This is a genomic window from Streptomyces sp. NPDC026246 (genome assembly GCF_055567995.1).
Genome location: NZ_JBVHPJ010000010.1, coordinates 18,404 through 43,767 on the forward strand (window position 1 = coordinate 18,404; position 25,364 = coordinate 43,767).

Annotated in this window: 26 protein-coding genes and 1 riboswitch; of the genes, 15 read left to right on the top strand and 11 right to left on the bottom strand. The window is 73.2% G+C overall.

Annotated features, from left to right (window positions below):
* Nucleotides 1–26 precede the first annotated feature (26 nt).
* Nucleotides 27–1,169 carry a glycosyltransferase family 4 protein gene (locus ACZ4M5_RS24095; protein ID WP_467739899.1) on the top strand — a complete coding sequence of 381 codons (1,143 nt, stop codon included), beginning with the start codon at nucleotides 27–29 and terminating at the stop codon, nucleotides 1,167–1,169.
* 28 nt (nucleotides 1,170–1,197) lie between these two features.
* Here ACZ4M5_RS24095 and ACZ4M5_RS24100 read toward each other — a convergent pair whose 3' ends face one another.
* Nucleotides 1,198–2,994, bottom strand: coding sequence for an AMP-dependent synthetase/ligase (locus ACZ4M5_RS24100; protein WP_467739900.1), 1,797 nt, complete (start codon nucleotides 2,992–2,994; stop codon nucleotides 1,198–1,200).
* Between the two features lie 297 nt (nucleotides 2,995–3,291).
* Here ACZ4M5_RS24100 and ACZ4M5_RS24105 point away from each other — a divergent pair, with 297 nt between their 5' ends.
* The 6 genes from ACZ4M5_RS24105 (at nucleotide 3,292) to ACZ4M5_RS24130 (ending at nucleotide 8,730) form a co-directional block, all read left to right on the top strand.
* Nucleotides 3,292–4,089 carry a metallophosphoesterase family protein gene (locus ACZ4M5_RS24105; RefSeq protein ID WP_467739901.1) on the top strand — a complete coding sequence of 266 codons (798 nt, stop codon included), beginning with the start codon at nucleotides 3,292–3,294 and terminating at the stop codon, nucleotides 4,087–4,089.
* A gap of 110 nt (nucleotides 4,090–4,199) precedes the next feature.
* A complete protein-coding gene (locus tag ACZ4M5_RS24110) occupies nucleotides 4,200–4,637 on the top strand; it encodes an SRPBCC family protein (protein ID WP_467739902.1) in 438 nt (145 codons plus the stop codon).
* A 377-nt stretch (nucleotides 4,638–5,014) separates the two neighbouring features.
* The gene (locus tag ACZ4M5_RS24115) at nucleotides 5,015–6,184 is read left to right on the top strand and encodes an ArsA family ATPase (RefSeq protein WP_467739903.1); all 1,170 of its coding nucleotides are present in this window, start codon (nucleotides 5,015–5,017) and stop codon (nucleotides 6,182–6,184) included.
* 97 nt (nucleotides 6,185–6,281) lie between these two features.
* On the top strand, nucleotides 6,282–6,782 hold the full coding sequence (locus tag ACZ4M5_RS24120; RefSeq protein WP_467739904.1) for a DUF5304 domain-containing protein: 501 nt from the start codon (nucleotides 6,282–6,284) through the stop codon (nucleotides 6,780–6,782).
* A 135-nt stretch (nucleotides 6,783–6,917) separates the two neighbouring features.
* Nucleotides 6,918–7,871, top strand: coding sequence for an ROK family glucokinase (locus tag ACZ4M5_RS24125; RefSeq protein ID WP_467739905.1), 954 nt, complete (start codon nucleotides 6,918–6,920; stop codon nucleotides 7,869–7,871).
* Nucleotides 7,872–7,983: 112 nt separating this feature from the next.
* The gene (locus ACZ4M5_RS24130) at nucleotides 7,984–8,730 is read left to right on the top strand and encodes an endonuclease/exonuclease/phosphatase family protein (protein WP_467739906.1); all 747 of its coding nucleotides are present in this window, start codon (nucleotides 7,984–7,986) and stop codon (nucleotides 8,728–8,730) included.
* On the opposite strand, the gene ACZ4M5_RS24135 is transcribed toward ACZ4M5_RS24130, so the two are convergent.
* A complete protein-coding gene (locus tag ACZ4M5_RS24135) occupies nucleotides 8,727–9,341 on the bottom strand; it encodes a hypothetical protein (protein ID WP_467739907.1) in 615 nt (204 codons plus the stop codon). The two genes, ACZ4M5_RS24130 and ACZ4M5_RS24135, sit on opposite strands and share 4 nt — an antisense overlap.
* Nucleotides 9,334–10,131 carry an alpha/beta hydrolase gene (locus tag ACZ4M5_RS24140; RefSeq protein WP_398111171.1) on the bottom strand — a complete coding sequence of 266 codons (798 nt, stop codon included), beginning with the start codon at nucleotides 10,129–10,131 and terminating at the stop codon, nucleotides 9,334–9,336. Before ACZ4M5_RS24140 ends, ACZ4M5_RS24135 begins: the two co-directional genes overlap by 8 nt.
* A 201-nt stretch (nucleotides 10,132–10,332) precedes the next feature.
* Between ACZ4M5_RS24140 and ACZ4M5_RS24145 the strand changes: the two genes are divergently transcribed.
* From ACZ4M5_RS24145 to ACZ4M5_RS24155, 3 genes are read left to right on the top strand one after another with little or no spacing between them, the layout of a single operon-like run.
* A complete protein-coding gene (locus tag ACZ4M5_RS24145) occupies nucleotides 10,333–11,094 on the top strand; it encodes a lysophospholipid acyltransferase family protein (RefSeq protein ID WP_467739908.1) in 762 nt (253 codons plus the stop codon).
* A 27-nt stretch (nucleotides 11,095–11,121) separates the two neighbouring features.
* On the top strand, nucleotides 11,122–12,345 hold the full coding sequence (gene macS, locus ACZ4M5_RS24150) for a MacS family sensor histidine kinase (protein ID WP_467739909.1): 1,224 nt from the start codon (nucleotides 11,122–11,124) through the stop codon (nucleotides 12,343–12,345).
* Nucleotides 12,342–13,031 (top strand): response regulator, encoded by a 690-nt coding sequence (locus tag ACZ4M5_RS24155; protein ID WP_467739910.1) that lies wholly within the window; start codon nucleotides 12,342–12,344, stop codon nucleotides 13,029–13,031. Before macS ends, ACZ4M5_RS24155 begins: the two co-directional genes overlap by 4 nt.
* A 70-nt stretch (nucleotides 13,032–13,101) precedes the next feature.
* Here the strand turns inward: ACZ4M5_RS24155 and ACZ4M5_RS24160 are convergent, their stop codons facing one another.
* Nucleotides 13,102–15,021 (bottom strand): anthranilate synthase family protein, encoded by a 1,920-nt coding sequence (locus ACZ4M5_RS24160; protein WP_467739911.1) that lies wholly within the window; start codon nucleotides 15,019–15,021, stop codon nucleotides 13,102–13,104.
* A 103-nt stretch (nucleotides 15,022–15,124) separates the two neighbouring features.
* A complete protein-coding gene (locus ACZ4M5_RS24165; RefSeq protein ID WP_079033853.1) occupies nucleotides 15,125–15,181 on the bottom strand; it encodes a trp operon leader peptide in 57 nt (18 codons plus the stop codon).
* A gap of 96 nt (nucleotides 15,182–15,277) precedes the next feature.
* On the opposite strand from ACZ4M5_RS24165, the gene ACZ4M5_RS24170 reads away from it, so the two are divergent.
* On the top strand, nucleotides 15,278–16,630 hold the full coding sequence (locus ACZ4M5_RS24170) for a class II 3-deoxy-7-phosphoheptulonate synthase (protein WP_398111166.1): 1,353 nt from the start codon (nucleotides 15,278–15,280) through the stop codon (nucleotides 16,628–16,630).
* 145 nt (nucleotides 16,631–16,775) lie between these two features.
* The gene (locus tag ACZ4M5_RS24175) at nucleotides 16,776–17,009 is read left to right on the top strand and encodes a (2Fe-2S)-binding protein (protein ID WP_398111165.1); all 234 of its coding nucleotides are present in this window, start codon (nucleotides 16,776–16,778) and stop codon (nucleotides 17,007–17,009) included.
* 9 nt (nucleotides 17,010–17,018) lie between these two features.
* On the opposite strand, the gene bfr is transcribed toward ACZ4M5_RS24175, so the two are convergent.
* Nucleotides 17,019–17,495, bottom strand: coding sequence for a bacterioferritin (bfr, locus tag ACZ4M5_RS24180; protein WP_467739912.1), 477 nt, complete (start codon nucleotides 17,493–17,495; stop codon nucleotides 17,019–17,021).
* Between the two features lie 173 nt (nucleotides 17,496–17,668).
* On the opposite strand from bfr, the gene ACZ4M5_RS24185 reads away from it, so the two are divergent.
* A complete protein-coding gene (locus ACZ4M5_RS24185; RefSeq protein WP_467739913.1) occupies nucleotides 17,669–18,319 on the top strand; it encodes a sulfite oxidase-like oxidoreductase in 651 nt (216 codons plus the stop codon).
* A gap of 37 nt (nucleotides 18,320–18,356) precedes the next feature.
* On the opposite strand, the gene ACZ4M5_RS24190 is transcribed toward ACZ4M5_RS24185, so the two are convergent.
* From ACZ4M5_RS24190 to thiO, 5 genes are all read right to left on the bottom strand, one after another.
* Entirely contained in the window at nucleotides 18,357–19,235 is an 879-nt protein-coding gene (locus ACZ4M5_RS24190) for a deoxyribonuclease IV (RefSeq protein ID WP_467739914.1), read from the bottom strand.
* 59 nt (nucleotides 19,236–19,294) lie between these two features.
* A complete protein-coding gene (gene pknB, locus ACZ4M5_RS24195) occupies nucleotides 19,295–21,229 on the bottom strand; it encodes a Stk1 family PASTA domain-containing Ser/Thr kinase (RefSeq protein WP_467739915.1) in 1,935 nt (644 codons plus the stop codon).
* 108 nt (nucleotides 21,230–21,337) lie between these two features.
* Entirely contained in the window at nucleotides 21,338–22,135 is a 798-nt protein-coding gene (locus ACZ4M5_RS24200; RefSeq protein ID WP_467739916.1) for a thiazole synthase, read from the bottom strand.
* Between the two features lie 2 nt (nucleotides 22,136–22,137).
* Nucleotides 22,138–22,338, bottom strand: coding sequence for a sulfur carrier protein ThiS (gene thiS / locus ACZ4M5_RS24205; RefSeq protein WP_467739917.1), 201 nt, complete (start codon nucleotides 22,336–22,338; stop codon nucleotides 22,138–22,140).
* On the bottom strand, nucleotides 22,335–23,507 hold the full coding sequence (gene thiO / locus ACZ4M5_RS24210; RefSeq protein WP_467739918.1) for a glycine oxidase ThiO: 1,173 nt from the start codon (nucleotides 23,505–23,507) through the stop codon (nucleotides 22,335–22,337). The genes thiS and thiO overlap by 4 nt, the downstream gene beginning before the upstream one ends.
* A riboswitch (TPP riboswitch) is annotated at nucleotides 23,505–23,616 on the bottom strand. (Overlaps the previous gene by 3 nt.)
* Before the next feature lie 51 nt (nucleotides 23,617–23,667).
* On the opposite strand from thiO, the gene ACZ4M5_RS24215 reads away from it, so the two are divergent.
* Together ACZ4M5_RS24215 and ACZ4M5_RS24220 are read left to right on the top strand one after the other, a co-directional pair.
* Nucleotides 23,668–24,018, top strand: a complete 351-nt coding sequence (locus ACZ4M5_RS24215; RefSeq protein WP_467739919.1) for an avidin-fold protein — start codon at nucleotides 23,668–23,670, stop codon at nucleotides 24,016–24,018.
* Between the two features lie 32 nt (nucleotides 24,019–24,050).
* Entirely contained in the window at nucleotides 24,051–25,292 is a 1,242-nt protein-coding gene (locus ACZ4M5_RS24220; RefSeq protein ID WP_467739920.1) for an NAD(P)/FAD-dependent oxidoreductase, read from the top strand.
* Nucleotides 25,293–25,364: the final 72 nt, after the last annotated feature.

Sequence of the window (25,364 nt, forward strand, 5' to 3'; positions counted from 1 at the left end):
CGGGGCCGTTCGGTAGGGTCTGCGGCGTGCGCAAGACCCTGATCGTGACCAACGACTTCCCGCCCCGGCCCGGTGGCATCCAGGCGTTCCTGCACAACATGGCGCTGCGGCTGGATCCGCAGCAGCTGGTCGTCTACGCCTCGACGTGGAAGCGCGGCAGCGAGGGGATCGAGGCGACCCGCGCCTTCGACGCCGAGCAGCCCTTCACCGTCGTACGCGACCGGACGACCATGCTGCTGCCGACGCCGGGGGCGACCCGCCGGGCCGTGGGACTGCTGCGCGAGCACGGGTGCACGTCGGTGTGGTTCGGCGCGGCCGCCCCGCTCGGCCTGATGGCCCCGGCCCTGCGCGAGGCGGGCGCCGAGCGGCTGGTGGCCACCACGCACGGGCACGAGGCCGGCTGGGCCCAGCTGCCCGCCGCCCGGCAGCTGCTGCGCCGCATCGGCGACGCCACGGACACGCTGACCTACCTCGGCGAGTACACCCGCTCGCGGATCGCGACCGCGCTGACGCCGCAGGCCGCCGCGCGCATGGTGCAACTGCCGCCGGGCGTCGACGAGAAGACCTTCCACCCCGGCTCGGGCGGCGACGAGGTGCGCGCCCGGCTGGGCCTGACGGACCGGCCCGTGGTGGTCTGCGTCTCCCGGCTGGTGCGGCGCAAGGGGCAGGACACCCTGATCCGGGCCATGCCGCGCATCCTGGCGGCCGAGCCGGACACCGTGCTGCTGATCGTCGGCGGCGGGCCCTACGAGAAGGACCTGCGCCGGCTGGCCCACGAGACGGGCGTCGCCGCGTCGGTCCGCTTCACCGGCTCGGTCCCCTGGTCCGAGCTGCCCGCGCACTACGGCGCCGGCGACGTCTTCGCCATGCCCTGCCGGACCCGGCGCGGCGGCCTCGACGTGGAGGGCCTCGGCATCGTCTACCTGGAGGCCTCGGCGACGGGCCTGCCGGTGGTGGCCGGGGACTCGGGCGGGGCCCCGGACGCGGTCCTCGACGGCGAGACCGGCTGGGTGGTGCGCGGCGGCTCCGCCGAGGACGCGGCCGACCGGATCACCACCCTCCTCGGCGACGCGGAGCTGCGCCGCCGGATGGGCGAGCGGGGCCGGGAGTGGGTCGAGGAGAAGTGGCGCTGGGACCTGCTGGCGGAGCACCTCGAGCAGCTGCTGTAGAGGGTGCCCGTCCCGCGGGTGCCCGGCGTCACTTGGCGTAGATCGCCTCGATCTCGTGCGCGTAGTCCTTCGCCACCACGTTCCGCTTCAGCTTCAGCGAGGGCGTCAGGTGGCCCGACTCCTCCGTGAACTGGTGCGACAGGACGCGGAACTTGCGCACCGACTCCGCCTTGGACACCGCGGCGTTGCCGTCGTCGATCGCCGCCTGGATCGCGGCCAGCAGGTCCGGGTCCTCGCCCAGCGACGCCGCCGTGGAACCGGCCGGCTTGCCGTGGTCGCTGCACCAACGGCCCAGGAACTCCTCGTCGATGGTGACCAGGGCGCCCACGAACGGCCGTCCGTCGCCCACCACCATGCACTCCGCGACCAGGGCGTGCGCCCGGATGCGGTCCTCGATCACGGCCGGGGCGACGTTCTTGCCGCCCGCGGTGACGATGATCTCCTTCTTGCGGCCGGTGATCCGGAGGTAGCCGTCCTCGTCGAGCGTGCCGATGTCACCGGTGTGGAACCAGCCGTCGGCCAGCGCCTCGGCGGTCGCGCCGGGGTTGTTCCAGTACTCCTTGAACAGGTGCTCGCCGTGCAGCAGCACCTCGCCGTCGTCGGCGATGCGGACCACCGAGCCGGGCAGCGGCTGCCCGACCGTGCCGATCTTCTGCCGGTCCCAGGGGTTGAACGCGGTGGCCGCGCACGACTCGGTCAGGCCGTAGCCCTCCAGGACCGTGAAGCCGATGCCGCGGAAGAAGTGCCCGAGCCGCTCGCCGAGCGGGGCTCCGCCGGAGATGGCGAACTCGCCCCGGCCGCCGAGGACCGCGCGCAGCTTGCTGTAGACGAGCTTGTCGAACGCCTTGTACTTGATCTTCAGGCCGAAGGACGGACCCGAGGGGGTGTCCAGCGCCCTGCTGTAGGCGATCGCCGTGTCGGCGGCCTTGTCGAAGATCTTTCCCTTGCCGTCGGCCTGCGCCTTGGCGCGCGCCGAGTTGTAGACCTTCTCGAAGACGCGCGGCACACCGAGGATCAGCGTCGGGCGGAACGCGGCCAGCTCGTCGGTGAGGTTCTTGATGTCCGGCACGCAGCCGAGCTTGATCGGCGCCATCATGGGCGCGATCTGCACCAGCCGGCCGAAGACGTGCGCGAGCGGCAGGAAGAGCAGCACCGAGCACTCGCCCGTGCGGAACAGCGGACGCAGCCGCTCCACGATGTTGCCGCACTCGGCGAAGAAGCTGCGGTGGGTCAGCACACAGCCCTTGGGGCGGCCGGTGGTGCCCGAGGTGTAGACGATCGTCGCCGGGTCGTCGGCCCGGGCGAGGGAGCTGCGCTCCTCCACCGTCCGGTCCGTGACGTCCTGGCCGAGCCGGCCCAGTTCGTCGACGCCGCCGCCCTCGATCTGCCACACGTGCTTGAGCGCCGGCAGCCGGTCGCGCACCGACTCGACGGCGGCGGTGTGGGCGTCGCTCTCCACGACACAGGCGGTCGCGCCCGAGTCGCCCAGGATCCACTCCACCTGCTCCGGCGAGCTGGTCTCGTACACCGGGACGGTCACCGCGCCCGCGCTCCAGATGGCGAAGTCCAGCAGCGTCCACTCGTAGCGGGTGCGCGACATCAGGCCCACCCGGTCGCCCGGCTGCACCCCGGCGGCGATGAGCCCCTTGGCCGCCCGGTGCACTTCGGCGAGGAACGCGGTGGCCGTGACGTCCTGCCAGGTGCCGCCGGCCTTGCGGGCGATCACGGCGACGTCGGGGTGCTGCGCGGCGTTTCTGCGGACGATGTCGGTCAGATTTCCGTCCGCAGGGACCTCGTACAAAGCCGGAAGGCTGAACTCGCGCAAGACTGCTGCTCCTCATAGGGCACCGGCGCCACGACGGTGTGTGCTGCGACGGTGCGGTCCAAGGCTCGGGCAGGTACTCAGGCATTCACTTGTTGAAATGCAGAGCACGACTGGACTGCCCGGACGTTACCCGCCGGTATGGCTTCTCCGACAGGGGGTCCCATCGAGATGTTCGCTGCGTCACACGGTCGGGCGTTCCTTCGCGCACAGTAGTCCACAGCGAAAACGACTGGCCAGTAACCGCAGGTAGGACCGCCACTGTTCACAAGCGCAGCGCGCGACCTACCCTTGATCGTCATGGCACCCACACCAGCCGGACGCCCCAGCACCCGCGTGCACGTGGTCAGCGACGTGCACGGCAACGCACGCGACCTGGCCCGGGCCGGCGACGGCGCCGACGCCCTGATCTGCCTGGGCGACCTCGTGCTCTTCCTCGACTACGCCGACCACTCGCGCGGCATCTTCCCGGACCTGTTCGGCGTGGAGAACGCCGACCGCATCGTCGCCCTGCGCACCGCCCGGCGCTTCGAGGAGGCCCGCGCGTTCGGCGCCCGCCTGTGGGCCGGCGTCGGCGAGGACCGCGCGACGGTGATCGAGCAGGCGGTGCGCAAGCAGTACGCCGAGATGTTCGCCGCGTTCCCCACCCCTACGTACGCGACCTACGGCAACGTCGACATCCCGTCCCTGTGGCCGGAGTACGCCGGTCCCGGCACGACCGTCCTGGACGGGCAGCGCGTGGAGATAGGCGGGTGGGTCTTCGGCTTCGTCGGCGGCGGGCTGCGCACCCCGATGCGTACGCCCTACGAGATCAGCGACGAGGAGTACGCCGCGAAGATCGAGGCCGTGGGCGAGGTCGACGTGCTCTGCACGCACATCCCGCCGGAGGTCCCGGAACTGGTCTACGACACCGTCGCGCGCCGCTTCGAACGCGGCAGCCGGGCCCTGCTCGACGCCATCCGCCGCACCCGGCCGCGCTACTCCCTCTTCGGACACGTGCACCAGCCGCTGGTGCGGCGGATGCGGATCGGGGCAACCGAATGTGTGAACGTCGGGCACTTCGCGGGGACCGGCACGCCCTGGGCGCTGCAGTGGTGAGGACGCCCCAGGTCGGATGAGATCGGGCGGTCCCGTGCGCGGTAGCCTTCACGCTGCACACACGTGCGCACCACGATCCATACCGGCCCGCATCTGGAGGAGCCACGGCGATGGCGGAACACACCAGCTCGAGCATCACCATCGAGGCGGCCCCGGCCGACGTCATGGCGGTCATCGCCGACTTCGGCCGCTACCCGGACTGGACCGGTGAGGTGAAGGAGGCGGAGGTCCTCAAGTCCGACGCGCAGGGCCGCGCCGAGCAGGTCCGCCTCGTCATGGACGCGGGCGCGATCAAGGACGACCAGGTCCTCGCCTACACCTGGACCGGTGACAACGAGGTGTCCTGGACGCTGGTGAAGTCCCAGATGCTGCGTTCGCTCGACGGCACCTACCTGCTGAAGCCGGCGGGGACGGGCGGCACGGAGGTCACGTACGCGCTGACCGTCGACGTCAAGATCCCCATGCTCGGCATGATCAAGCGCAAGGCCGAGAAGGTCATCATCGACCGCGCGCTGGCGGGGCTGAAGAAGCGCGTCGAATCCGCCTGATCGCCGCGATCCGCCTGATCGCCGCGGGGACTTCCACGACGGGTCCGCCCGCGGCCCGGCCGTGGCGGCTCGCGCCGGCGTGGCGGAGCCGGGGGTCCGGCACGGGCCCGGGCCGGCGGGGGCCGTGCAAGCCGGTCGCGGCTGCCTGATCGCCGCGGGGACTTCCGCGACGGGCCCGGCACTGCCCCGGGCCGGAGGCAGATGATGGAGCAGCCTCGCATCCGACTGATCGCCGCGGGACCTCCGCAGCAGCCCGGCGTGGGCTACTCGCGGCCTCGCGGTGGAACCGTCGGGCGCACGGCCCCGCGCCCCTGCGGTGGGCGAGGGCCCCGCGGCCACGCCCGGCTCGCCGGCCGCGGCCGGTAGCGTTCAGCCCCATGCGCACCCTCCTGATCACCGGCCCCGGCGGCAGCGGTCGTAGCACCCTCGCGGCCGCGACCGCCCTGGCCGCGGCGGCCGGGGGCACCCGCACCCTCCTCCTCGGCAGCGACCGCACCGACACCCTCGGTGCCGCGCTCGGCGTGCCGACCGGACCGGCCCCCGTCGAAGCCGCCCCGCACCTCACCGTCCGGCGCCCCGACCCGGCCCGGGACTTCCGCCGGGACCTCACCGCCCTCCAGGACCGCGCCACCTCCGCCCTCGACCTCCTCGGCGCCGCACGCCTCGACCCCGAGGAACTCACCCCGCTGCCCGGCGCGGAGGAACTCGCCCTGCTGCGCGCCCTGCGCGACGCGGCGCTCGGCGAGGCGTACGACCTCCTCGTCGTCGACCTGCCGCCGGCCCCGCAGGCCCTCGCCCTGCTCGCGCTGCCCGAGGAACTCCGCCGCTACCTGCGCCGCCTTGTGCCGCCCGAGCGGCGGGCAGCACGCGCCCTGCGCCCCGTCCTCGGCCGCCTGGCCGGCGTCCCCATGCCCGCCGAGTGGCTCTACGAGACGGCGGCCCGCTGGGACACGGAACTGGCCGCGGTCGAGGCCGTCCTCGCCGACCGGGAGACCGTCGTGCGCCTGGTCGCCGAGCCCGGCCCGGCCGGCTCCGACGCCCTGCGCACCGCCGGCCTCGGACTCGCCCTGCGCGGACTGCGCACCGACGCCGTCGTCGCCAACCGCGTCCTGCCCGAGGCGTCGCCCGACACCTGGCTGGCCGGCCCGGTCGCCCAGCAGCGCAAGACGCTGGAGGAGTGGCGGCAGGTCCACGACGTCCGCACCGTCGCGCACCTCGGCCGCGACCCGCGCGGCGCCGACGACCTCGCAGCGCTCGGTGCCCCGGGTGCCGGCGGCGCTGTTCCCGCCGTCGACTGGCCCGTGACCGACCGGCTCGCCGAGGACGGCGTGCTGGTCTGGCACCTTCCCCTGCCCGGCGCCGTACGCGAGGAGCTGGACCTGGTCCGGCGCGGTGACGAACTCGTGGTCACGGCGGGCGTCTTCCGCAGGATCGTCCCCCTGCCCTCCGCCCTGCGCCGCTGCACGGTCGACGGGGCCGCCCTGCGCGAGGGCGAGCTGCGCATCCGCTTCGCGCCCGACCCCGGGCTGTGGCCCCGGACCCGGTGAGACGGCCGGTGCGGCCGGACACGGCCCGTCCGGCCCGTGAACCCGGTACGGCCGTTCGGGTAACGTCGTAGGGACGAACCGTAGTCAGGAGTCCGTCATGAGCGAAGAGCAGCCCCCGTTCGACGCCGCGCGCGACGAGGCCGCGGACGAGGCGCGGGCGTTCGACGCCGACGCCTGGTCGAGGGCGTGCGCCGAGGACCTCGAAGCGGAGAAGGCCCGCCGCCGCACGCAGCACGGCACGCCCCCGGGCTCCGCGGCCGAGGAGCTGAAGAAGCTCGTCGACGCGGTCGCGGACAAGCTGTCGGGCGTCCAGTCCCCGCTGCTCGGCGCACTCGCGGGCCCGGCGGCCCAGCAGGCCGTCCGGCAGGTCGTCGAGCAGGCCAGGTCCGCGGTGGAACCGGTCATCGAGCGCAACCCGGACGTCTTCGACCACCTCGCCGCCGCCGGCAGCGAACTGCTCGCCGCCTACCGCACCGCCGTACAGGGCCAGGAGCGGCGCTGGACCGGCCGCGACACCGAGGGCGACCCGCGTGACCAGGACGAACGCCGGGACCGCGGCGACGACGACGGCCCCGGCGAGCGCATCGACCTCGACTGAATCCCGCGTTCCGCAGGCGAGCGGCACTCCGGGTGCCGCCGCCGGGCCGTGCCCAGCACGCGGACGACCGCGAATCCGGGGTCAAGGCCTCGGGTACCGTTGCCGTAGCGGGGCTCGACCGAAACTGAGGGATTCATGGGACTCACCATCGGCGTCGACATCGGCGGCACGAAGATCGCGGCCGGCGTGGTCGATGAGGAAGGCAACATCCTCTCGACCCACACGGTGCCGACCCCGGGCACGCCCGAGGGCATCGTGGACGCCATCGCCTCGGCGGTGGACGGCGCGCACGTCGGTCACGAGATCGTCGGCGTGGGCATCGGCGCCGCCGGCTACGTCAACCGGCAGCGTTCCGAGGTCTACTTCGCGCCCAACATCGACTGGCGCAACGAGCCGCTCAAGGAGAAGGTCGAGGCCCGCGTGGGCCTCCCCGTGGTCGTCGAGAACGACGCGAACGCCGCGGCCTGGGGCGAGTACAAGTTCGGTGCGGGCAAGGGCCACCGCAACGTCATCTGCATCACCCTGGGCACCGGGCTCGGCGGCGGCATCATCATCGGCAACAAGCTGCGCCGCGGGCACTTCGGCGTGGCCGCCGAGTTCGGCCACATCCGCATGGTGCCGGACGGCCTGCTGTGCGGCTGTGGCTCGCAGGGCTGCTGGGAGCAGTACGCCTCGGGCCGCGCGCTCGTGCGGTACGCCAAGCAGCGCGCCAACGCCACCCCGGAGAACGCCGAGACCCTGCTCGGGCTCGGCAACGGCACGCCCGACGGGATCGAGGGCAAGCACATCTCCATGGCCGCCCGGCAGGGCGACCGCGTGGCCGTCGACTCGTACCGCGAACTGGCCCGCTGGGTCGGTGCGGGGCTGGCCGACCTCGCCTCCCTCTTCGACCCCTCGGCGTTCATCGTCGGCGGCGGTCTGTCCGACGAGGGCGAACTGGTCCTGGGCCCGATCCGCAAGTCCTACAAGCGCTGGCTCGTGGGCGGCAACTGGCGCCCGGTGGCCGAGGTCCGCGCGGCGGAACTGGGCAACAAGGCCGGCCTGGTGGGCGCGGCCGACCTGGCGAGGGAACCCGACCCGATCATGTGAACGCCCGCACGGACGCGCCCCAGGGCGCGGGGGTACCGCGCGACCGGGCCACGAACCACCGGCACGCGCGCACAGTCCTCGCGCCCCGGGCCGCCGGGCGTAGATTGATCACATGTCGCTGCTCCCCAACTCGCGTACGGAACCCGACGGTTCCGCAGTCATCAGGGTCCTCGGCTACAACATCCGCTCCCTGCGGGACGACACGGACGCCCTCGTCCGCGTCATCCGGGCGTGCGAGCCCGATCTCGTCCTCCTCCAGGAAGCCCCCCGCTTCTTCCGCTGGCGCAAGAAGCTCGCCCGCCTCGCCCGCGCCTGCGACCTGGTGATCGTCACCGGGGGCGCCACCACCACCGGACCGGCGATCCTCGGCTCGCTGCGGGTGGGCGTCGAACGCACCGAGGACGTCCTGCTGCCCCCCACCCCCGGACTGCACCGCCGCGGCTTCGCCACCGCCGTCGTCCGGATCGCCGGCACCCGCCTGGGCGTGCTCAGCTGCCACCTGTCCCTGCAGAAGGACGAGCGCTACGCGCAGTCCGGCATGCTCCTGGACCGGCTCGCCGGGATGGGCGTGGAGCACGCGATCGCCGGTGGCGACCTCAACGAACGCCCCGAGGGCCCGGCCTTCCGCCGGCTGGCCGGGCGGCTGACCGACTGCCGGGCCGCCGCGCCCTGGGGCGGTGAGCACACCTGGACCCCCCACGACCCCTACCAGCGCATCGACGCGATCTTCGCGACCGATGGCATCGAGGTGCTCGGCTGCGGGGTGCCGTCGGCTCTGCCCGGGGTGACGGACGCAGACCTGAGGGCGGCCACGGACCACCTTCCGGTCCTGGCCGCCCTCAAGGTGCCCGCCGTCTAGACGACCGCCCCGCGCCCGGGGTCGTCGTCGTCCTCGTCGTCCGTGCGCATCCGCGTCACCAGCGTCGTGAAGCCGCCGAGGAAGCCGCCGATCCCCAGCGTGGCCAGCCACCAGGTCATCTCCCAGCCGAGCAGCACGGCGAGCAGCAGCAGCACCGGGCCGCCCAGCACGCCGAGCCAGGCGAACTTCGCCGTGGGGTCGGCGGTCGGCAGGGGAGGCGGCTCCGGCGGCACGAAGTGGCCCTCGTCGTCCTCGTCGAAGTCCTCCTCGGCGGGCTCTTGCACGCTGTAGTCGCGCGGGCCGACGCCGGGCGCGAAGGAGACCGAGCCGCCCAGCGGCTTGACCGGCTTCTCCACGGGCCGGTCGGTCTCCTCCGGCTCGGCGGGCTTCACCGCCTCGCCGGCGGCCCCGGCCGTGTCCACCCGGTCGTCGTTGGTACCGGCCTCCAGCAGCGCCAGGTCCTCCACCGGCTTGAAGGGTTTCGCGCCGGGCGGGTCCGGCGGCTCCTCGCCGTACCCGGCGACGATCGCGGCCCACGCGGCGTCCTCGTCGAACGGGACGCCCTTCTCGTCCGGCTCCCGGCCGTCGCGGTCGGAGTCGTTCTCAGCCACCTGCGGTCGTCCCTTCCTTGCCGAGACCGGACTCCTGGACGGGGCCGGACGCGAGCCGGCCGATGAACGCGAGGCTCTCCTCGTGGATCCGGTCCGCGTCATGGTCCAACGTGGCGACGTGGTAGCTCTGTTCCAGCAGGACCTCACGCACGTCCGTCGACGAGATGCGGCCGAGGATGCGGGCCGAGTCGGCGGGCGGCACCACGTGGTCCTGCGGGCTGTGCAGCAGCAGCACCGGCTGGGTGACCTGGGGCAGCTCCCCGTCGACGATCCGGAAGAACTGCCGCAGGGAATGCGCCGCGTGCAGCGGCACCCGGTCGTAGCCGAGCTCCCTGCCGTCCGGCTTGGCGATGTCGCTGGCGATGCCCTTGGTCGCGGGGACGAGGTGGCGGACCACCGGCAGCGCGTGCGCGGCCAGCCCGTGCACCTTGTTCGCCGGGTTGACGACCATCACACCGCTCACCGCGTCGCCGTACTTGGCGGCCAGCCGCAGGGCCAGGGCGCCGCCCATCGACAGACCGGCGACGAAGACCTTCTCGCGGCGCTCGCACAGCAGGCGCAGGGCGCGGTCCACCTCCGCGTACCAGTCCTGCCAGCCGGTGATCCGCAGGTCCTCCCAGCGCGTGCCGTGCCCGGGCAGCAACGGCAGGGAGACGGTCATGCCGTGCTCGGCGAGGTGCTCCGCCCAGGGGCGCAGCGACTGCGGTGATCCGGTGAAGCCGTGGCAGAGGAGGACGGCGACCTCCCCGCCCTCGTGGTGGAACGGCTCGGCTCCGGCGAGGACCGGCACCTTCGGCCTCCAGGTCGTGAGAAGGGACGGACACGATCACTGATGTCACGGAACGTCATGGAAGGGGTCGCACGGCGTTCGCGGGACCTTCACCGTACGCGACCGCACTGACACCGACCAGGGCCGTCGGCGCCTTTGACGGCACTCCGGGTTATGGTCTGACCGATACCTACAGGAGGCACTCGGTTGTTGTACGGCGCGATGAAGGTCGCTGTTGGGGGACCGCTGAAGGTCGCCTTCAGGCCCTGGGTGGAAGGTCTGGAGCACATTCCCGCCGAGGGCCCCGCGATCCTGGCGAGCAACCACCTGTCCTTCTCGGACTCGTTCTTCCTGCCCGCGGTGCTGGACCGCAAGGTCACCTTCATCGCGAAGGCCGAGTACTTCACCACGCCCGGGGTCAAGGGCCGGCTGACGGCCGCCTTCTTCAAGGGCGTCGGACAGCTGCCCGTGGACCGCTCCGGAGCGCGCGGCGCGGGCGAGGCCGCCATCAGGAGCGGCATCGAGGTGCTGGAGCGCGGCGAGCTGTTCGGGATCTACCCCGAGGGCACGCGCTCGCCCGACGGGCGGCTGTACCGGGGCAAGCCCGGTGGCCTCGCGCGCGTGGCGCTCGCGACCGGCGCGCCCGTCGTCCCCGTCGCCATGATCGACACGGAGAAGATCCAGCCGCCCGGCCAGGTGATGCCCAAGCTGATGCGGCCCGGCATCCGCATCGGCAAGCCGCTGGACTTCAGCCGCTACCAGGGCATGGAACACGACCGGTTCGTGCTGCGCGCGGTGACCGACGAGGTCATGTACGAGATCATGAAGCTGTCCGGCCAGGAGTACGTCGACATGTACGCCACGGCCATGAAGCGGCAGCTCGCGGAGGCGGCGAAGGCGGAGAAGGAAGCCGGGAAGGCCGCCAGGGCCGCGCTCGCCAAGGCCGAGAAGGAAAAGCAGTCGGAGCAGCGCACCGAGCCCTAGCCGGGGCCCGGGCCGGGGGTGGGGGAGATGGCCAGGCGCGAGCGTGTCATGAGGATGTCGGTCGAGCAGCCGCTGTGGCGTGCGCTGACCGCCTACCGGGTGCTCACGATGCTGTACGCCATCGGCCTGTTCGCCACCGCCCACGACGAGTTCCCGCGCCCCTGGATCGCCGTCGGCTACTACGTGGTGCTGGCCGGGTGGACCCTGGCCACGCTGACCCGGGTCGCGAACGCGGCCCGCTGCACCCGGGGGTTCCTGGCCGCCGACCTGACCGTCGCCCTCACCGGCATCCTGCTCACGCCCGTCGCCGACGCGCACGAGCGGGTCCAGGCCGGCGGCCCGACGCTGCCGTCGATATGGACGGCGGGCGCCGTCCTGGCCTTCGCGATCAAGGGCGGCTGGCGCTGGGCGGCCCTGGCCTCCTCCCTGGTGGCCGTGGCCAACCTGGCCGAGCGCGGCAGCCCGGCCCGCGACACCGTCCACAACGTCGTGCTGGTCTGCATCGCCTCCGTCGCCATCGGCTACGTCGTCGAGGTGGCCCGCGCCTCCGAGCGCACCCTCGCCCGCGCCCTGGAGATCGAGGCCGCCACCCGCGAACGCGAGCGCCTCGCCCGGGACATCCACGACAGCGTGCTGCAGGTGCTGGCGATGGTGCAGCGCCGGGGCGCGGTGATCGGCGGCGAGGCGGCCGAGCTGGGCCGCATGGCCGGCGAGCAGGAGGTCGCGCTGCGCACCCTCGTCTCCGGCGGGCTGGTACCGGTCTCCCGTGTCTCGGAGGACGCCGCCGAGGGCGCGCTCGTCCGGGCCGTCGAGGAGGAGCCCGACGACGGGCCCGCCGACCTGCGCGCCCTGCTCGCGCCGTACGCCAGGGCCACGGTGAGCCTCGCCGAGCCCGGCGCTCCCGTGCTTCTCGCGCCCGCCGCCGCCCGGGAGGTCGCCGCCGCGGTCGGAGCCGCGCTGGACAACGTCCGGCGGCACGCGGGGGAGGAGGCCCGCGCCTGGATCCTGGTCGAGGACGAACCCGACGAGGTGATCGTCACCGTCCGGGACGACGGGCCCGGCATCCCGGAGGGGCGGCTCGCCCAGGCCGAGGGCGAGGGGCGGCTCGGCGTCGCCCAGTCGATCCGCGGCCGGCTGCGCGACCTCGGCGGCAGCGCCGAGCTGATCTCGGTGCCGGGGCAGGGCACGGAAGTCGAGTTGAAGGTACCGAAGAGCGTGACGGACACGCGGGGGAAGGCGGAGCGGCGATGACGTCGAGCACCGGGGACGGACGGGACCCGATCAAGGTGATGGTGGTCGACGACCACCCCATGTGGCGCGACGCCGTCGCCCGCGACCTGGCCGAGTCGGGCTTCGACGTGGTGGCCACCGCGGGCGACGGCGACCAGGCCGTGCGCCGCGCCAGGGCCGCCGCGCCCGAGGTCCTCGTCCTGGACCTGAACCTCCCCGGCAAGCCCGGCGTCCAGGTCTGCAAGGAGGTCGTGGCCGCCGACCCGGCCCTGCGCGTGCTGGTGCTGTCCGCGAGCGGCGAGCACGCCGACGTGCTGGAGGCGGTGAAGTCCGGCGCGACCGGCTACCTGCTGAAGTCGGCCTCCACCGAGGACCTCCAGGACGCGGTCCGCCGCACCGCCGCCGGCGACCCCGTCTTCACCCCGGGCCTGGCCGGTCTGGTCCTCGGCGAGTACCGCCGCCTGGCCTCGGAGCCGGCGCCCGCGCCCGACACCGACGAGCCGAAGGCGCCCCGGCTCACCGAGCGCGAGACCGAGGTGCTGCGCCTGGTCGCCAAGGGCCTGAGCTACAAGCAGATCGCCGAACGCCTGGTCATCTCCCACCGCACGGTGCAGAACCACGTCCAGAACACCCTGGGCAAGCTCCAGCTGCACAACCGCGTGGAGCTCGTCCGGTACGCCATCGAACGCGGCCTCGACGACGAGTGACGGCCCCCACCGGCCGGAACCCCGCGGCCCCGGCCGGTCCGTCACACGGTCCGCGCCCCGACGGCCGGCGTCACCGCGAAGGCGCGCCGGTGCCCCGCAGCTGCCCGATCAGGTCCCGGACGATCCGCGCCCCGTTCAGCGTCAGCACCGACTCGGGGTGGAACTGCACACCGGCGAAGCCCGGCCCGCGCAGGGCGTGCACCTCCCCGTTCGCGGCGCGGGCGACCTCCACCCCGTGGGCGGCCAGCCCGGCCGCCGCCTCGTCGTCGCAGCGTGCGGTGAAGCTGTTGTAGAAGCCGACCGTCTCGCGCCGTCCGAACAGCTCGATCTGCGTCTGCGCCCCCTGGTACGGCACGTCCTTGCGGGCGATCTCCAGCCCCAGCTCGGCCGCGATCAGTTCGTGCCCGAGGCAGACGCCGAGCACGCCCTGCCGCCCGGCGCGGACCACCTCGGCGGTCAGGGCGCGCAGCGACCGCATCTTCGGGTCCGCGGGGTCGGACGGATCACCCGGCCCCGGCCCCAGCACCACCGGCCCCTCGTGTCCCAGCACCGCCTCCCGCAGCCCGGGCTCGTCGTACCGCCGCACGGTCACCCGCAGTCCGCCCGAGCGCAGCACGTGCGCGAGCATCGCCGTGAAGGTGTCCTCGCCGTCGACGACCAGGGCGTGCCCGGCCGGCTCCTGCGCGGGCTCCTGCATGCGCAGCCAGAAGGGCGCCAGCGACGCCCGCCGTCCGTCCAGCGCGGCCCGCACGCGCGGGTCGTCGGCCAGGCGGGCGCCGGAGTGCTCCGCCCGCGGCCGCGAGGGACGTACGCCCAGCGCCGCCAGCACGCCCGCCGCCTTGGCGTGGGTCTCCGCGACCTCGCCCGCCGGGTCCGAGCCGCGCACGAGCGTGGCGCCGACCGGCACCCGCAGCCGCCCGTCCGCGTCGATGTCGGCCGTGCGGATGAGGATGGGGGAGTCCAGGGTCTGGGCCCCGCCCGCGTCCCGGCCGATCAGGGCCAGCGCCCCGGCGTAGTACCCGCGCCCGCCGCTCTCGTGCCGCTCGATCACCCGGCAGGCGTTCTGCACCGGCGAGCCGGTGACGGTCGCCGCGAACATGGTCTCCCGCAGCACGTCCCGCACGTCCAGCGTCGACCTGCCGCGCAGCTCGTACTCCGTGTGGGCGAGATGTGCCATCTCCTTCAGCCGGGGTCCGATCACCACCCCGCCCCTGTCGCCGACGGTGCACATCATCTTGAGCTCCTCGTCGACGACCATCGACAGCTCCTCGATCTCCTTGCCGTCGGCGAGGAAGTCCAGCAGGTGCTCCGGGGTCGGGCCGTCGGCGGGATAGCGGTAGGTGCCGCTGATCGGGTTCATGACGACCGTGCCGCCGGACATCCGCACGTGCACCTCGGGACTGGCCCCGACCAGGGTGCGCCCGCCCGTCTCCCACCGCCGCCCCTCCGCGGAAGGCCCTTCGGGCCCCTTCTGATCTCCGGTGTGCACGACGAACGTCCAGTAGGCGCCCCGCTCGTCCTCCAGCAGCCGCCGGAACAGCGCGAGGGCGTCCGCCCTGCCGAACCCGGGGATCTCGCCCTCGTAGGTCCGCCGGATGACGAAGTTGGCGCCCTCGCCGCGGCCGATCTCCTCCTCCAGCACCCGTCCGACGATCCGCGCGTACTCCTCGTCGTCGACGTCGAAGGCCCCGTCGTGGACCCGGACGTCGTGCGCCGGGAGCTGCTCCAGCGCCTCGGCCAGCGGGACGGTGTACGTCTCCTCGGGCGTGAGGGCCAGCAGGGGTGTGCCGTCGTCGCGGACGTCGAAGCCGCGCTCGCGGATCTGCCGGAACGGCACGAGCGCGAGGCTCTCGGCGGGCAGGCCGGCCAGCCGCTCATGGGCGGTGACGGGGCCGATCAGCACCTCGACCAGGTCGTGGTCGTGGCCCGGGGTGCGGCGGCGCAGCAGGGCGAACGGACGGGGGTCGTCCGGCAAGCCGAGCAGATTCATGGTCCGTGCTCCTTCTCGGAGAACTCAGAGGGAGAGGAACGGACCCCGGGAACGCCGAAGGCCGCCCCTCGGGCGGCCTTCGCGAAGTCTGGGATACGCGCAGTCAGCGGGCCGCCGGATGAGCGGTCCACCACCAGTTCTGGATCGAGTGCGCGAACATGCCCCGCACCCTACCCCACGTCCGAGGGGTGTACCCCGTGTCTCATTTGCTGGTCACCGGTCGGGAGGCCCGTGCCGACCCCGTAGGGTTGAGTGCGTGACCGTGAACGCTAAGACCAGCGCGACTGCTGGCAACACCTGGCGAGACCTGCCCGCGGCGCAGCAGCCCGAGTACCCCGACACCGAGGCTCTGCGCGCAGTGATCGCGGACCTCGAGTCGTATCCGCCGCTCGTCTTCGCGGGCGAGTGCGACCAGCTGCGCGCCCGGATGGCGTCCGTCGCCAAGGGAGAGGCGTTCCTCCTCCAGGGCGGCGACTGCGCCGAGGCCTTCGACGCGGTGTCCGCGGACCACATCCGCAACAAGCTCAAGACCCTGCTGCAGATGGGCGCCGTGCTCACGTACGCGGCGTCCGTGCCCGTGGTGAAGGTCGGCCGCATCGCCGGCCAGTACTCCAAGCCGCGCTCCAAGCCCACCGAGACCCGCGACGGCGTGACCCTGCCGACCTACCGCGGTGACTCCGTCAACGGCTTCGACTTCACCGAAGAGGCCCGCGTCCCGGACCCCGAGCGGCTGAAGCGGATGTACCACGCCTCCGCCTCCACGCTGAACCTGGTGCGCGCCTTCACCACCGGTGGCTACGCCGACCTGCGCCAGGTGCACGCCTGGAACCAGGACTTCGTGAGGTCGTCCCCGTCGGGGCAGCGCTACGAGCAGCTGGCCCGCGAGATCGACCAGGCGCTCAACTTCATGCACGCCTGCGGGGCCGACCCGGAGGAGTTCAAGACGGTCGAGTTCTACGCCTCGCACGAGGCGCTGCTGCTCGACTACGAGTCGGCCCTGACCCGGGTCGACTCGCGCACGGGGCAGCTGTACGACGTCTCCGGCCACATGGTGTGGATCGGTGAGCGCACCCGGCAGCTGGACCACGCGCACATCGAGTTCGCCTCGAAGATCCGCAACCCCATCGGGATCAAGCTGGGCCCGACCACGACGGCCGAGGACGCGCTGCAGTACATCGAGCGCCTCGACCCGGAGCGGGAGCCGGGCCGGCTGACCTTCATCGTCCGCATGGGCGCCGACAAGGTCCGCGACAAGCTCCCCGAGCTGGTCGAGAAGGTCACCGCCTCCGGCGCCACCGTCGCCTGGGTGACCGACCCGATGCACGGCAACACCTTCGAGGCGGCCTCCGGGCACAAGACCCGCCGTTTCGACGACGTGCTCGACGAGGTCAAGGGCTTCTTCGAGGTCCACAAGGCGCTCGGCACCCACCCGGGCGGCATCCACGTGGAGCTCACCGGCGACGACGTGACCGAGTGCGTGGGCGGCGGCGACGAGATCTTCGTCGACGACCTGCACCAGCGCTACGAGACGGCCTGCGACCCGCGGCTCAACCGCAGCCAGTCGCTGGACCTGGCGTTCCTCGTGGCGGAGATGTACCGGGACCAGTAGCGGTCCGCCTGCCCGTCACCGGGGCAAGCACTGGGGCGCGGATCACACGATCCGCGCCCCTCACTGCTTTCGTGCTCCCGGGCCGACGGGTAAGGTTAGGTTTGCCTCACCGATCACGGGGACGGCACTCAGATCCCGTCGGGAGGTGGACCGCGTGTACGTCTGCAGTTGCTTCGGCATCACCGAGCAGCAGGTCAAGCAGCACGCGGACGGCGGCGCCTGCACGCCCCGCCAGATAGCCTCCGCCTGCAAGGCGGGCACGGACTGCGGGTCGTGCGTCCGCCGGATCCAGGCGATCCTCGGCCGGGGCACCTGCCCGCGCCGCGACCTGGCCGACCGCGGCGAACCGGTCCTGTCGGAACTGGAAGACGCCGCCTGACGGCCGGGCTCAGCTCGGCTGCTCGATCTGCTGCGCGATGTACAGCGCCTCGCCCAGCTTCTCGATGAGCTCCAGCTGGGTGTCCAGGTAGTCGATGTGGTGCTCCTCGTCGGCGAGGATGTCCTCGAAGATGTTCGCGGACGTGATGTCGCCCTTGGTGCGCATCACCTCGATGCCGCGCTTGAGACGGTCGATCGCCTCGACCTCGACCTGCCGGTCCGCCTGGAACATCTCGGTGACCGTCTGGCCGACCCGTACGTGGAAGAGCCGCTGGTAGTTGGGCAGGCCGTCCAGCATCAGGATCCGCTCGGTGATCCTGTCCGCGTGCTTCATCTCGTCGATGGACTCTTCACGCGTGTACTTGGCGAGCTTGGTCCAGCCCTTGTTGTCCTGGATCCGGTAGTGCAGCCAGTACTGGTTGATCGCCGTCAGCTCGCCGGTCAGCTGCTCGTTGAGAAATTCGAGGACCTCGGGGTCGCCCTGCATCGCAGAGGCTCCTTCCACGCGTGGGACGGGCACGTGCGCCGCATGATTCCACTGAGGGCGAAGATCGTCCAGTAAGTGTTCACTTAGTAAGTTAGGGCATGCTTAGTCCATTTCGTCCGAGTATGGAATGGCCCCGGTCAGGGGCATCACCCCGGGTCTGTCAGGATGGAGTCATGGGTCAGCCGCTGGGACACGAATCGGGAGAAGGGCGCGATTCGGCAGGAGCGGTGCAGCCGGCGCTGCCCCCGGGACAGCGCGTACAGCGCGGCTGGCCGGTCACGCACTACGGCCCCGTCCCCAAGTTCCGGCCCGAGCGCTGGGAGTTCCGGGTCTTCGGCGCCACCGCCGCCGGCGGCAAGCACTGCTGGACGCACGAGGAGTTCACGGCGCTGCCCCACACCACCGTGCTGGCCGACCTGCACTGCGTCACCAAGTTCAGCATGCTGGGGGCCGAGTGGGGCGGCATCCCCGCCCGGACCATCCTCGACCTCGCACCGCCCGCCGACGACGTCACCCATGTGATGGTGTGGGCCGAGTACGGGTTCAGCTCCAACCTGCGGCTGGCCGACTTCGCCTCCGAGCAGAGCGTGTTCGCCACCCACAAGGACGGCGAACTGCTCACCGCCGAGCACGGCTTCCCGGTCCGGCTGATCGTGCCCCACCTCTACGCCTGGAAGGGCCCCAAGTGGGTGCGCGGCGTGGAGTACATGACCGCCGACCGGCGCGGCTTCTGGGAGGAGCGCGGCTACCACAACATCGGCGACCCCTGGCGCGAGCAGCGCTACTCCTACCAGGAGGAACCGGGGGACGGTCCCGGGCTCTGAGACGGCCGGCGGACGTCCGCAGGCCGTCGCGGCTGCGTCAGCCGTCGCGCAGCTTCTTCAGCCGCTCCACATCCGCCGCGTGCCCCTGCTTGCCGCCCGGCGTCTCGATGACCAGCGGCACGCCCTCGGTCGCCGGGTGGGTCATCAGCGCGCGGAACGGGTCCTCGCCGATGTGGCCGGCGCCGATGTTCTCGTGCCGGTCCTTGTGCGCGCCCGCGACGTCCTTGGAGTCGTTGGCGTGGATCAGCTTCAGCCGGCCCTCGCCGACGGTGTCCACCAGCAGGTCCAGTGTCCGGTGCATCCCGTCGGGGCCGGTCAGGTCGTGCCCGGCGGCGAACACGTGGCAGGTGTCCAGGCAGACACCCAGTTTCGGATGGGCGTCCAGCGCCTCGAAGTACGGGCCGAAGTCCCAGGTCCGCGAGCACAGTGACGCGCCCTGGCCGGCGGTCGACTCCAGCAGCAGGAACGGGTCGTCGTCGTGGGTCAGCTCGTCCAGCAGCGGCAGCAGGTGCTCCCGGACCTGCCGCAGCGCCACCGGCCGCTCCCGGCCGCCGGTGGCACTGCCCGTGTGGACCACCACGCCCCGCGCGCCGATCGCCCGTCCGCGCCGCAGCGAATGCCGCAGCGACTGCACGGACCGCTCGACGGTCGCCTCGGTGTGCGAGCCGAAGTTGATCAGGTAGGGGGCGTGCACGTACGCGGGGATCCCGCCGGCCTCGCAGGCCGCGCGGAACGCCTCGTCCTGCTGCGGGTTCCCGGCCGGGGTGGCCCAGCCGCGGGGGTTGGCGACGAAGACCTGCACGGCCTCCGCCGCCAGGTCACGGGCGTACGACAGGCCGACACGGTGGAGACCGCCGGCCACGGGGACATGGCCGCCCACGGGGTTGCGGGACGGGCCGGGCAGCTGAGCAATCACCCGTTCAGGGTGTCATGCCCGCGGCCCCGCTCCGGCCGCGGGCCCCGCGCCCGCGGCCGTCACCTGATCTCGATCGTGATCGTCGAACCCTTGGGCGCACGCTCGCCGCCCTCGACGGACTGCCCCTCGACGGTGTCACCGAACAGGCCGAGCAGCCCGCGGTCCTCGTCGACCTGGAAGCCCGCCTCCTCCAGCTCCCGGGTGGCGTCGTCGACGTTGTCGCCCACCACGTCCGGGACCTCGATCATCTCGGGCCCCTTGGAGACCGTCAGCGTCACCGTGTCGCCCTCGGCCGCCCGGCCGCCGGCGCCCGGGTTCTGTCCGGCGACCTCGCCCTTGTCGTACTCGGAGGAGGTGACCTGCTTCTCGGCGACCTTCACCTTGAGGCCGGCCTCCTTCAGCTCCGCCTCGGCGTCGGCCAGATCGTCGCCGGTGACGTCCGGGACGTCGACGGGGCTGCCCTTGCTGACGACGAGCGCCACCGCCGTGCCCGCGCGCACCTTGGTGCCGTCCGCCGGCTCGGCGGAGACGACCGCGCCACGCGGCACGTCCTCGCTGAACTCCCGGGTCACCATGCCGGGCTCCAGCCCGTCGTCCTTCAGCAGGGACCGCGCCTCGGCCAGCTTCCGGCCGGCCAGGGCGGGCACCCGCACGGTGGCGGGGCCGTCGGAGACGGTGATGCCCACCGAGTCGTTGCCACGGATGCGCGTCCCGGTCCTGGGGTCGCTGCTGATGATCCGGCCGCGCTCGACGGTGTCGCTGTGGGCGTGCTCGACCTTGCCCAGCTCCAGCCCGGCGTCCCGCAACCGGTCCTCGGCCTGGTCCTGGGTCTTCGCCAGCAGCGGCGGGACCTCGGTGAACTGGCCGGAGTTGATGTACCAGACGCCCGTGCCCACGCCCAGCACGAGCAGCAGGGCCACGACGACCGCCAGCGGGCCGCGCGGCACCGCCCGGCGCCGTGACGGCGGGAGCGGCGGCGGGGACGCCAGACGGCTGGTGCGGTTCAGCTCCGCCTCGGGCGCCGCGCCGTCCCGGCCGGAGGATCCCGGGCGCGGTGTCGTCAGCGCACGCGGGATCACGCTCGTGCGGTCGTCGGCGTTGTCGTGGTCCGACGCCAGCGCCTGCGGCGGCACCGCGTCCAGCTGGTCGCCGGTGAGCCGGGCGCGTCCGTCGCGGACCTGCGCGAGCAGGGCCACCGCGTCGTACGGGCGGACCTCCGCGGAGCGGGCCGTCGCCGAGGCGACCAGCTCGTCCAGCTCGTACGCCAGACCCGGCACGGCGGCCGAGGGCGGCGGGACGTCCTCGTGCAGGTGCTTGTAGAGGATCACGGCGGGGGAGTCCCCGTCGTGCGGCTTGTCACCGGTGAGCATCTCGTAGAGCATCACGCCGCACGCGTAGACGTCGACGCGGGGGTCCGCGGTGCCGTTCTCTATCTGCTCGGGAGCGAGGTACGACACCGTGCCGAGGACCGTGCCGGTGGTGTTGGTCACCGTGTCGACGGCCCTGACCAGGCCGAAGTCGGCGACCTTCACCCGGCCGTCGTCCCCGATCAGCACGTTCTCCGGCTTCATGTCGCGGTGCACGAACCCGGCCCGGTGGGCGGCTCCCAGGGCGGCCAGCACCGGCTCCAGGATGTCCAGGGCGGCACGCGGCTGCAGCGCCCCGCGCTCGCGCAGCACGTCCCGCAGGGTGCAGCCGGCGACGTACTCCATCGCGAGGTAGACGTACGCGCCGTCGGTGCCCTGGTCGAAGACCTGCACCACGTTCGGGTGGGCCAGCCGGGCCACCGACTTCGCCTCGCGGATGAACCGCTCGACGAACGAGCCGTCGACCGCGAGCGAGGGGTGCATCACCTTGAGCGCGAGGACCCGGTCGAGCCGGGTGTCCACGGCCCGGTAGACCGTGGCCATCCCGCCGACCGCGATCCGCGCGTCGATGCGGTACCGGCCGTCGAGCACCTGCCCGACCAAGGGGTCCTGAAGGGTCGTGTCCACGCAGGCGAGTGTACGAGCCGTGACCGACAGCCCCCGCCTCCCGGCCGTCTTCGGGGCGGGACTGCAGCGGACCTGTGACGTGTCCCCGGGAAGACGTGCCCAACGGACCTAACGGAACGCCGGACGCTCCGGGTCCAGCGCGGCCACGCCCTCGACCGGCGACGACGCCCGGGCGAAGTGCCGCCGCGGGATCCGGCCCGCCCGGTGGGCCAGCCGGCCCGCCTCCACGGCGTGCCGCATCGCGCCGGCCATCAGCACCGGCTCCTGCGCCCGCGTCACCGCCGAGGCCAGCATCACGCCCGCGCACCCCAGCTCCATCGCCAGGGCCGCGTCCGAGGCCGTCCCGGCGCCCGCGTCGAGGATCACCGGCACACGCGCGTGCTCCACGATCAGCTCGAAGTTGTGCGGGTTGCGGATGCCCAGCCCCGACCCGATCGGCGAGCCGAGCGGCATGATCGCCGCACAGCCCACGTCCTCCAGCTTCCGCGCGAGCACCGGGTCGTCGTTGGTGTACGGCAGCACCGTGAAGCCGTCGTCCACCAGCGTCTCGGCCGCGTCCAGCAGCTCGATCGGGTCCGGCAGCAGGGTGCGCTCGTCGGCGATGACCTCCAGCTTGATCAGGTCCGTGCCCAGGGCCTCGCGGGCGAGGCGGGCGGTGAGGACGGCCTCGCCGGCGGTGAAACAGCCCGCCGTGTTGGGCAGCACCCGGATGCCGAGCCGGTCGAGGACGGACAGCACCGAGCCGTGCACGGAGGCGTCCACCCGGCGCATCGCCACGGTCGTCAGCTCGGTGCCGGAGGCGACCAGGGAGCGCTCCAGCACGTCCAGGCTGGGCGCCCCGCCGGTCCCCATGATCAGGCGGGAGGTGAAGGACGTGCCTGCGAGGACGAACGGATCGTCGGCCATGGTCAGCCTCCTTGGACGGCGGTGAGGACTTCCACGCGGTCCCCCTCGGACAGGGGCGTGGCGGGCCACTGCGCGCGCGGGACGACGGTTTCGTTGAGGGCGGCGGCCACTCCCGAGGGCGAGGTCGTGAGGGACTCCACGACCGTGTCGAGGGCCGTGCCGGGGCGGACGTGGCGGGACTCGCCGTTGACGGAGATGTTCACGCGGGCTGCTCCTGGAGTGCGGTGACGGCGCGGAAGCGCTCCGGGGTGAAGGGGCGGGCCTCGGCGGGCAGTTCGCCCGTGGCCAGGGCGTGCGCCAGGACCTCGCCGGTCACCGGGGTGAGCAGCACGCCGTTGCGGTGGTGTCCGGTGGCCAGCAGGAGCCCGTCCAGAGCCGTCGGGCCGAGCAGCGGGGCGTTGTCCGGGGATCCGGGGCGCAGCCCGGCGCGGGTCTCGGTGAGCGGCAGTTCGGTGATGCCCGGCACCAGCTCGTGGGCGTCGCGCAGCAGCTCGTAGACGCCGCCCGCGGTGACGGTGGTGTCCCAGCCCAGCTCCTCGCTGGTCGCCCCGATCACCAGCTCGCCGCTCTCGCGCGGCACCAGGTAGACGTGGCTGCCGCGCACGACCGCGCGCACGGTGCGGCTCAGGAACGGCCCGTGCCGCGCCGGCATGGTCAGCCGCACCACCTGGCCCTTCACGGGCCGCACGGGGGGCAGCACCTCGTCCGGGACGCCCGCGAGCCGGCCGCTGAAGCTGCCCCCGGCCAGCACCACCTGCCCCGCGCCCAGCGCGGTCCCGTCGTCGGTGACCACACCCGCGGCCCGGTCCCGTGCCACGGTGAGCCGCTCGGCCCACGCCCGGTGCAGGACCACCCCGGCCCGCTCGCAGGCGGCGAGCAGCGCCGCGGCGAGGCGCCGGGGGTCGATCTGGTGGTCGCCGTCGACCCGCAGCCCGCCGCGCACCCCCGGCGCGAGCATCGGCTCCAGCCGGCGGCACTCCCGCCCCGACAGCCACTGCGAGTCCAGTCCCGACTGCTGCTGGAGGGCGTGCAGCTCCCGCAGGTGCGCGCGGTCGTCGGCGTCGAGGGCCACGGCCAGGGTGCCGCTGCGGCGGTAGCCGAGGTCGTGCCCGGTCAGCTCGGTCAGCTCGGCCGCGAACTCCGGGTAGCGGCGGGCGGAGGCGAGGTTCAGCCCCAGCAGGGTCTGCTCGCCGTAGTGCAGTTCGGTGACGGCGGCCAGCATCCCGGCGGCGACCCGGGCGGCTCCGCCACCGGGCTCGGGATCCACCACGGCCGTGGCGAACCCGCGTTGCGCGGCCCGCCAGGCCGTGACCAGGCCGATGATCCCGCCCCCGACGACCAGGACGTCTGACGTGGTGGACGTGCGCGACATGGGCGTCCAGCCCCTCCCTTCGCCGGCATGACCCGGATCAGGTTCGTACGGTCGGAGGCCGCCAGCCTCCCTCTCAGCCCGGTGCGTCCGGGCTCCCGCGAGTGCTCTACGTTGGCCACCCTAGCCCGATCCCGCACGCCGCAGTAAGGGAGCCTTCCCCATGGCCCGATCCCTCGACGGTCTCGTCCTCGCCCCGGTCGCCGACCAGGCACCCGGCCAGGTGGGGACCCGCACCCGGTTCAGCTACCACGAGCGGGAGGGCGAGATCTGGGCCGACTACGCGGGCGGGGACGTCGTACGCGGGCATCTCGTGGGTATCCGGGAAGGTGACAGGCTCGACTTCCGCTACGTCCAGCTCAGGCGGGACGGCACCACCGCCTCGGGGCACTGCGTCTCGACGGTCGTGGAGCTGCCCGACGGCCGGGTGCGGCTGGAGGAGACCTGGGAGTGGGAGTCCCGGCAGGGCAGCGGCACCAGCGTTGTGGAGCAGGTCACGGCGCAGGGCCACTGACTGACGAAACGTCAGGTGTCTATGGTGATCAGGTGAGCGAGCAGACGCAGGAACCAGGCCCGTCCGCGCCGCGGCGCGTGGTCGTGGCGGGCGCGGGCATGGCCGGGGTGCAGACCGCGGTCGCCCTGCGCGAACAGGGCTTCACCGGCACCGTGAGCCTCATCGGCGCCGAGCCCCACCAGCCCTACGACCGCCCGCCGTTGTCCAAGGCGGTCCTGCTCGGCAAGGCCGAGGGCTCCGCCTTCGACGTGGACTTCGAGGCCCTGGGCATCGAACTGCGCCTCGGCTGCGAGGTGCTGGGCCTGCGCCCCGGCGACCACGAGCTGGACACCGAGACCGGGCCCGTGCCCTACGACGTCCTGGTGATCGCGACCGGCGCCGAGCCGGTCCGGCTGCCCGGCGCGCAGGGCGTGCCCGGCGTGCACCTGCTGCGCACCCTGGACGACGCCGAGCGGCTGCGGCCGGTGCTGGCCGCCCGGCACGAGATCGTGGTCGTGGGCGCGGGCTGGATCGGCGCGGAGTTCGCCACGGCCGCGCGCGAGGCGGGCTGCTCGGTGACCGTCGTGGAGGCCGCCGGCCGTCCCCTCGCCGACGCCCTGCCCGCCGAGGTCGCCGCGCCGATGGCCCGTTGGTACGCCGACGCGGGCGCCGCCTTGCGCACCCACGCGCGCGTGGAGCGGGTCGAGCCCGGTGCGGTGGTCCTGGACGACGGCTCGCGGCTGCCCGCGGAGGCGGTCGTCGTCGGGATCGGCGCCCGCCCCGCCACGGCCTGGCTGTCCGGGTCCGGCGTCGAGCTCGGCGCGCACGGCGAGGTCGTCGCCGACGCGCACCTGCGCACCCGCGTGCCGGACGTGTACGCCGTCGGCGACTGCGCCTCCTTCCCCTCGGGCCGCTACGGCGAGCGCCTGCTGGTGCACCACTGGGACAACGCCCTGCAGGGGCCGCGCACGGTCGCCGCGAACATCGTCGGCGGGGCCTCGGGCGAGCCGCCCGCGGTATACGACCCGGTGCCCTACTTCTGGTCCGAGCAGTTCGGCCGGTTCGTGCAGTACGCCGGGCACCACGCGGCCGCCGACGCGCTGCTGTGGCGGGGCGACCCCTCCGGCCCGGCCTGGACGGCGTGCTGGCTGCGGGACGAGCGGCTGGTCGCGCTGCTCGCGGTGGGCCGTCCCCGGGACCTGGCCCAGGGCCGCCGCCTGATCGAGTCGGGCACGCCGATGAACCGGGTGCTGCTGGCGGACCCGGCCCGGCCGATGAAGGCGGCCACGGCCTGAGCGCCGGGCCCGGGCGGGGCGGGCCGGAGCGCCCGGGTGGACCGGGTCGGTTTCCGACTGTCGGTGGCGGAT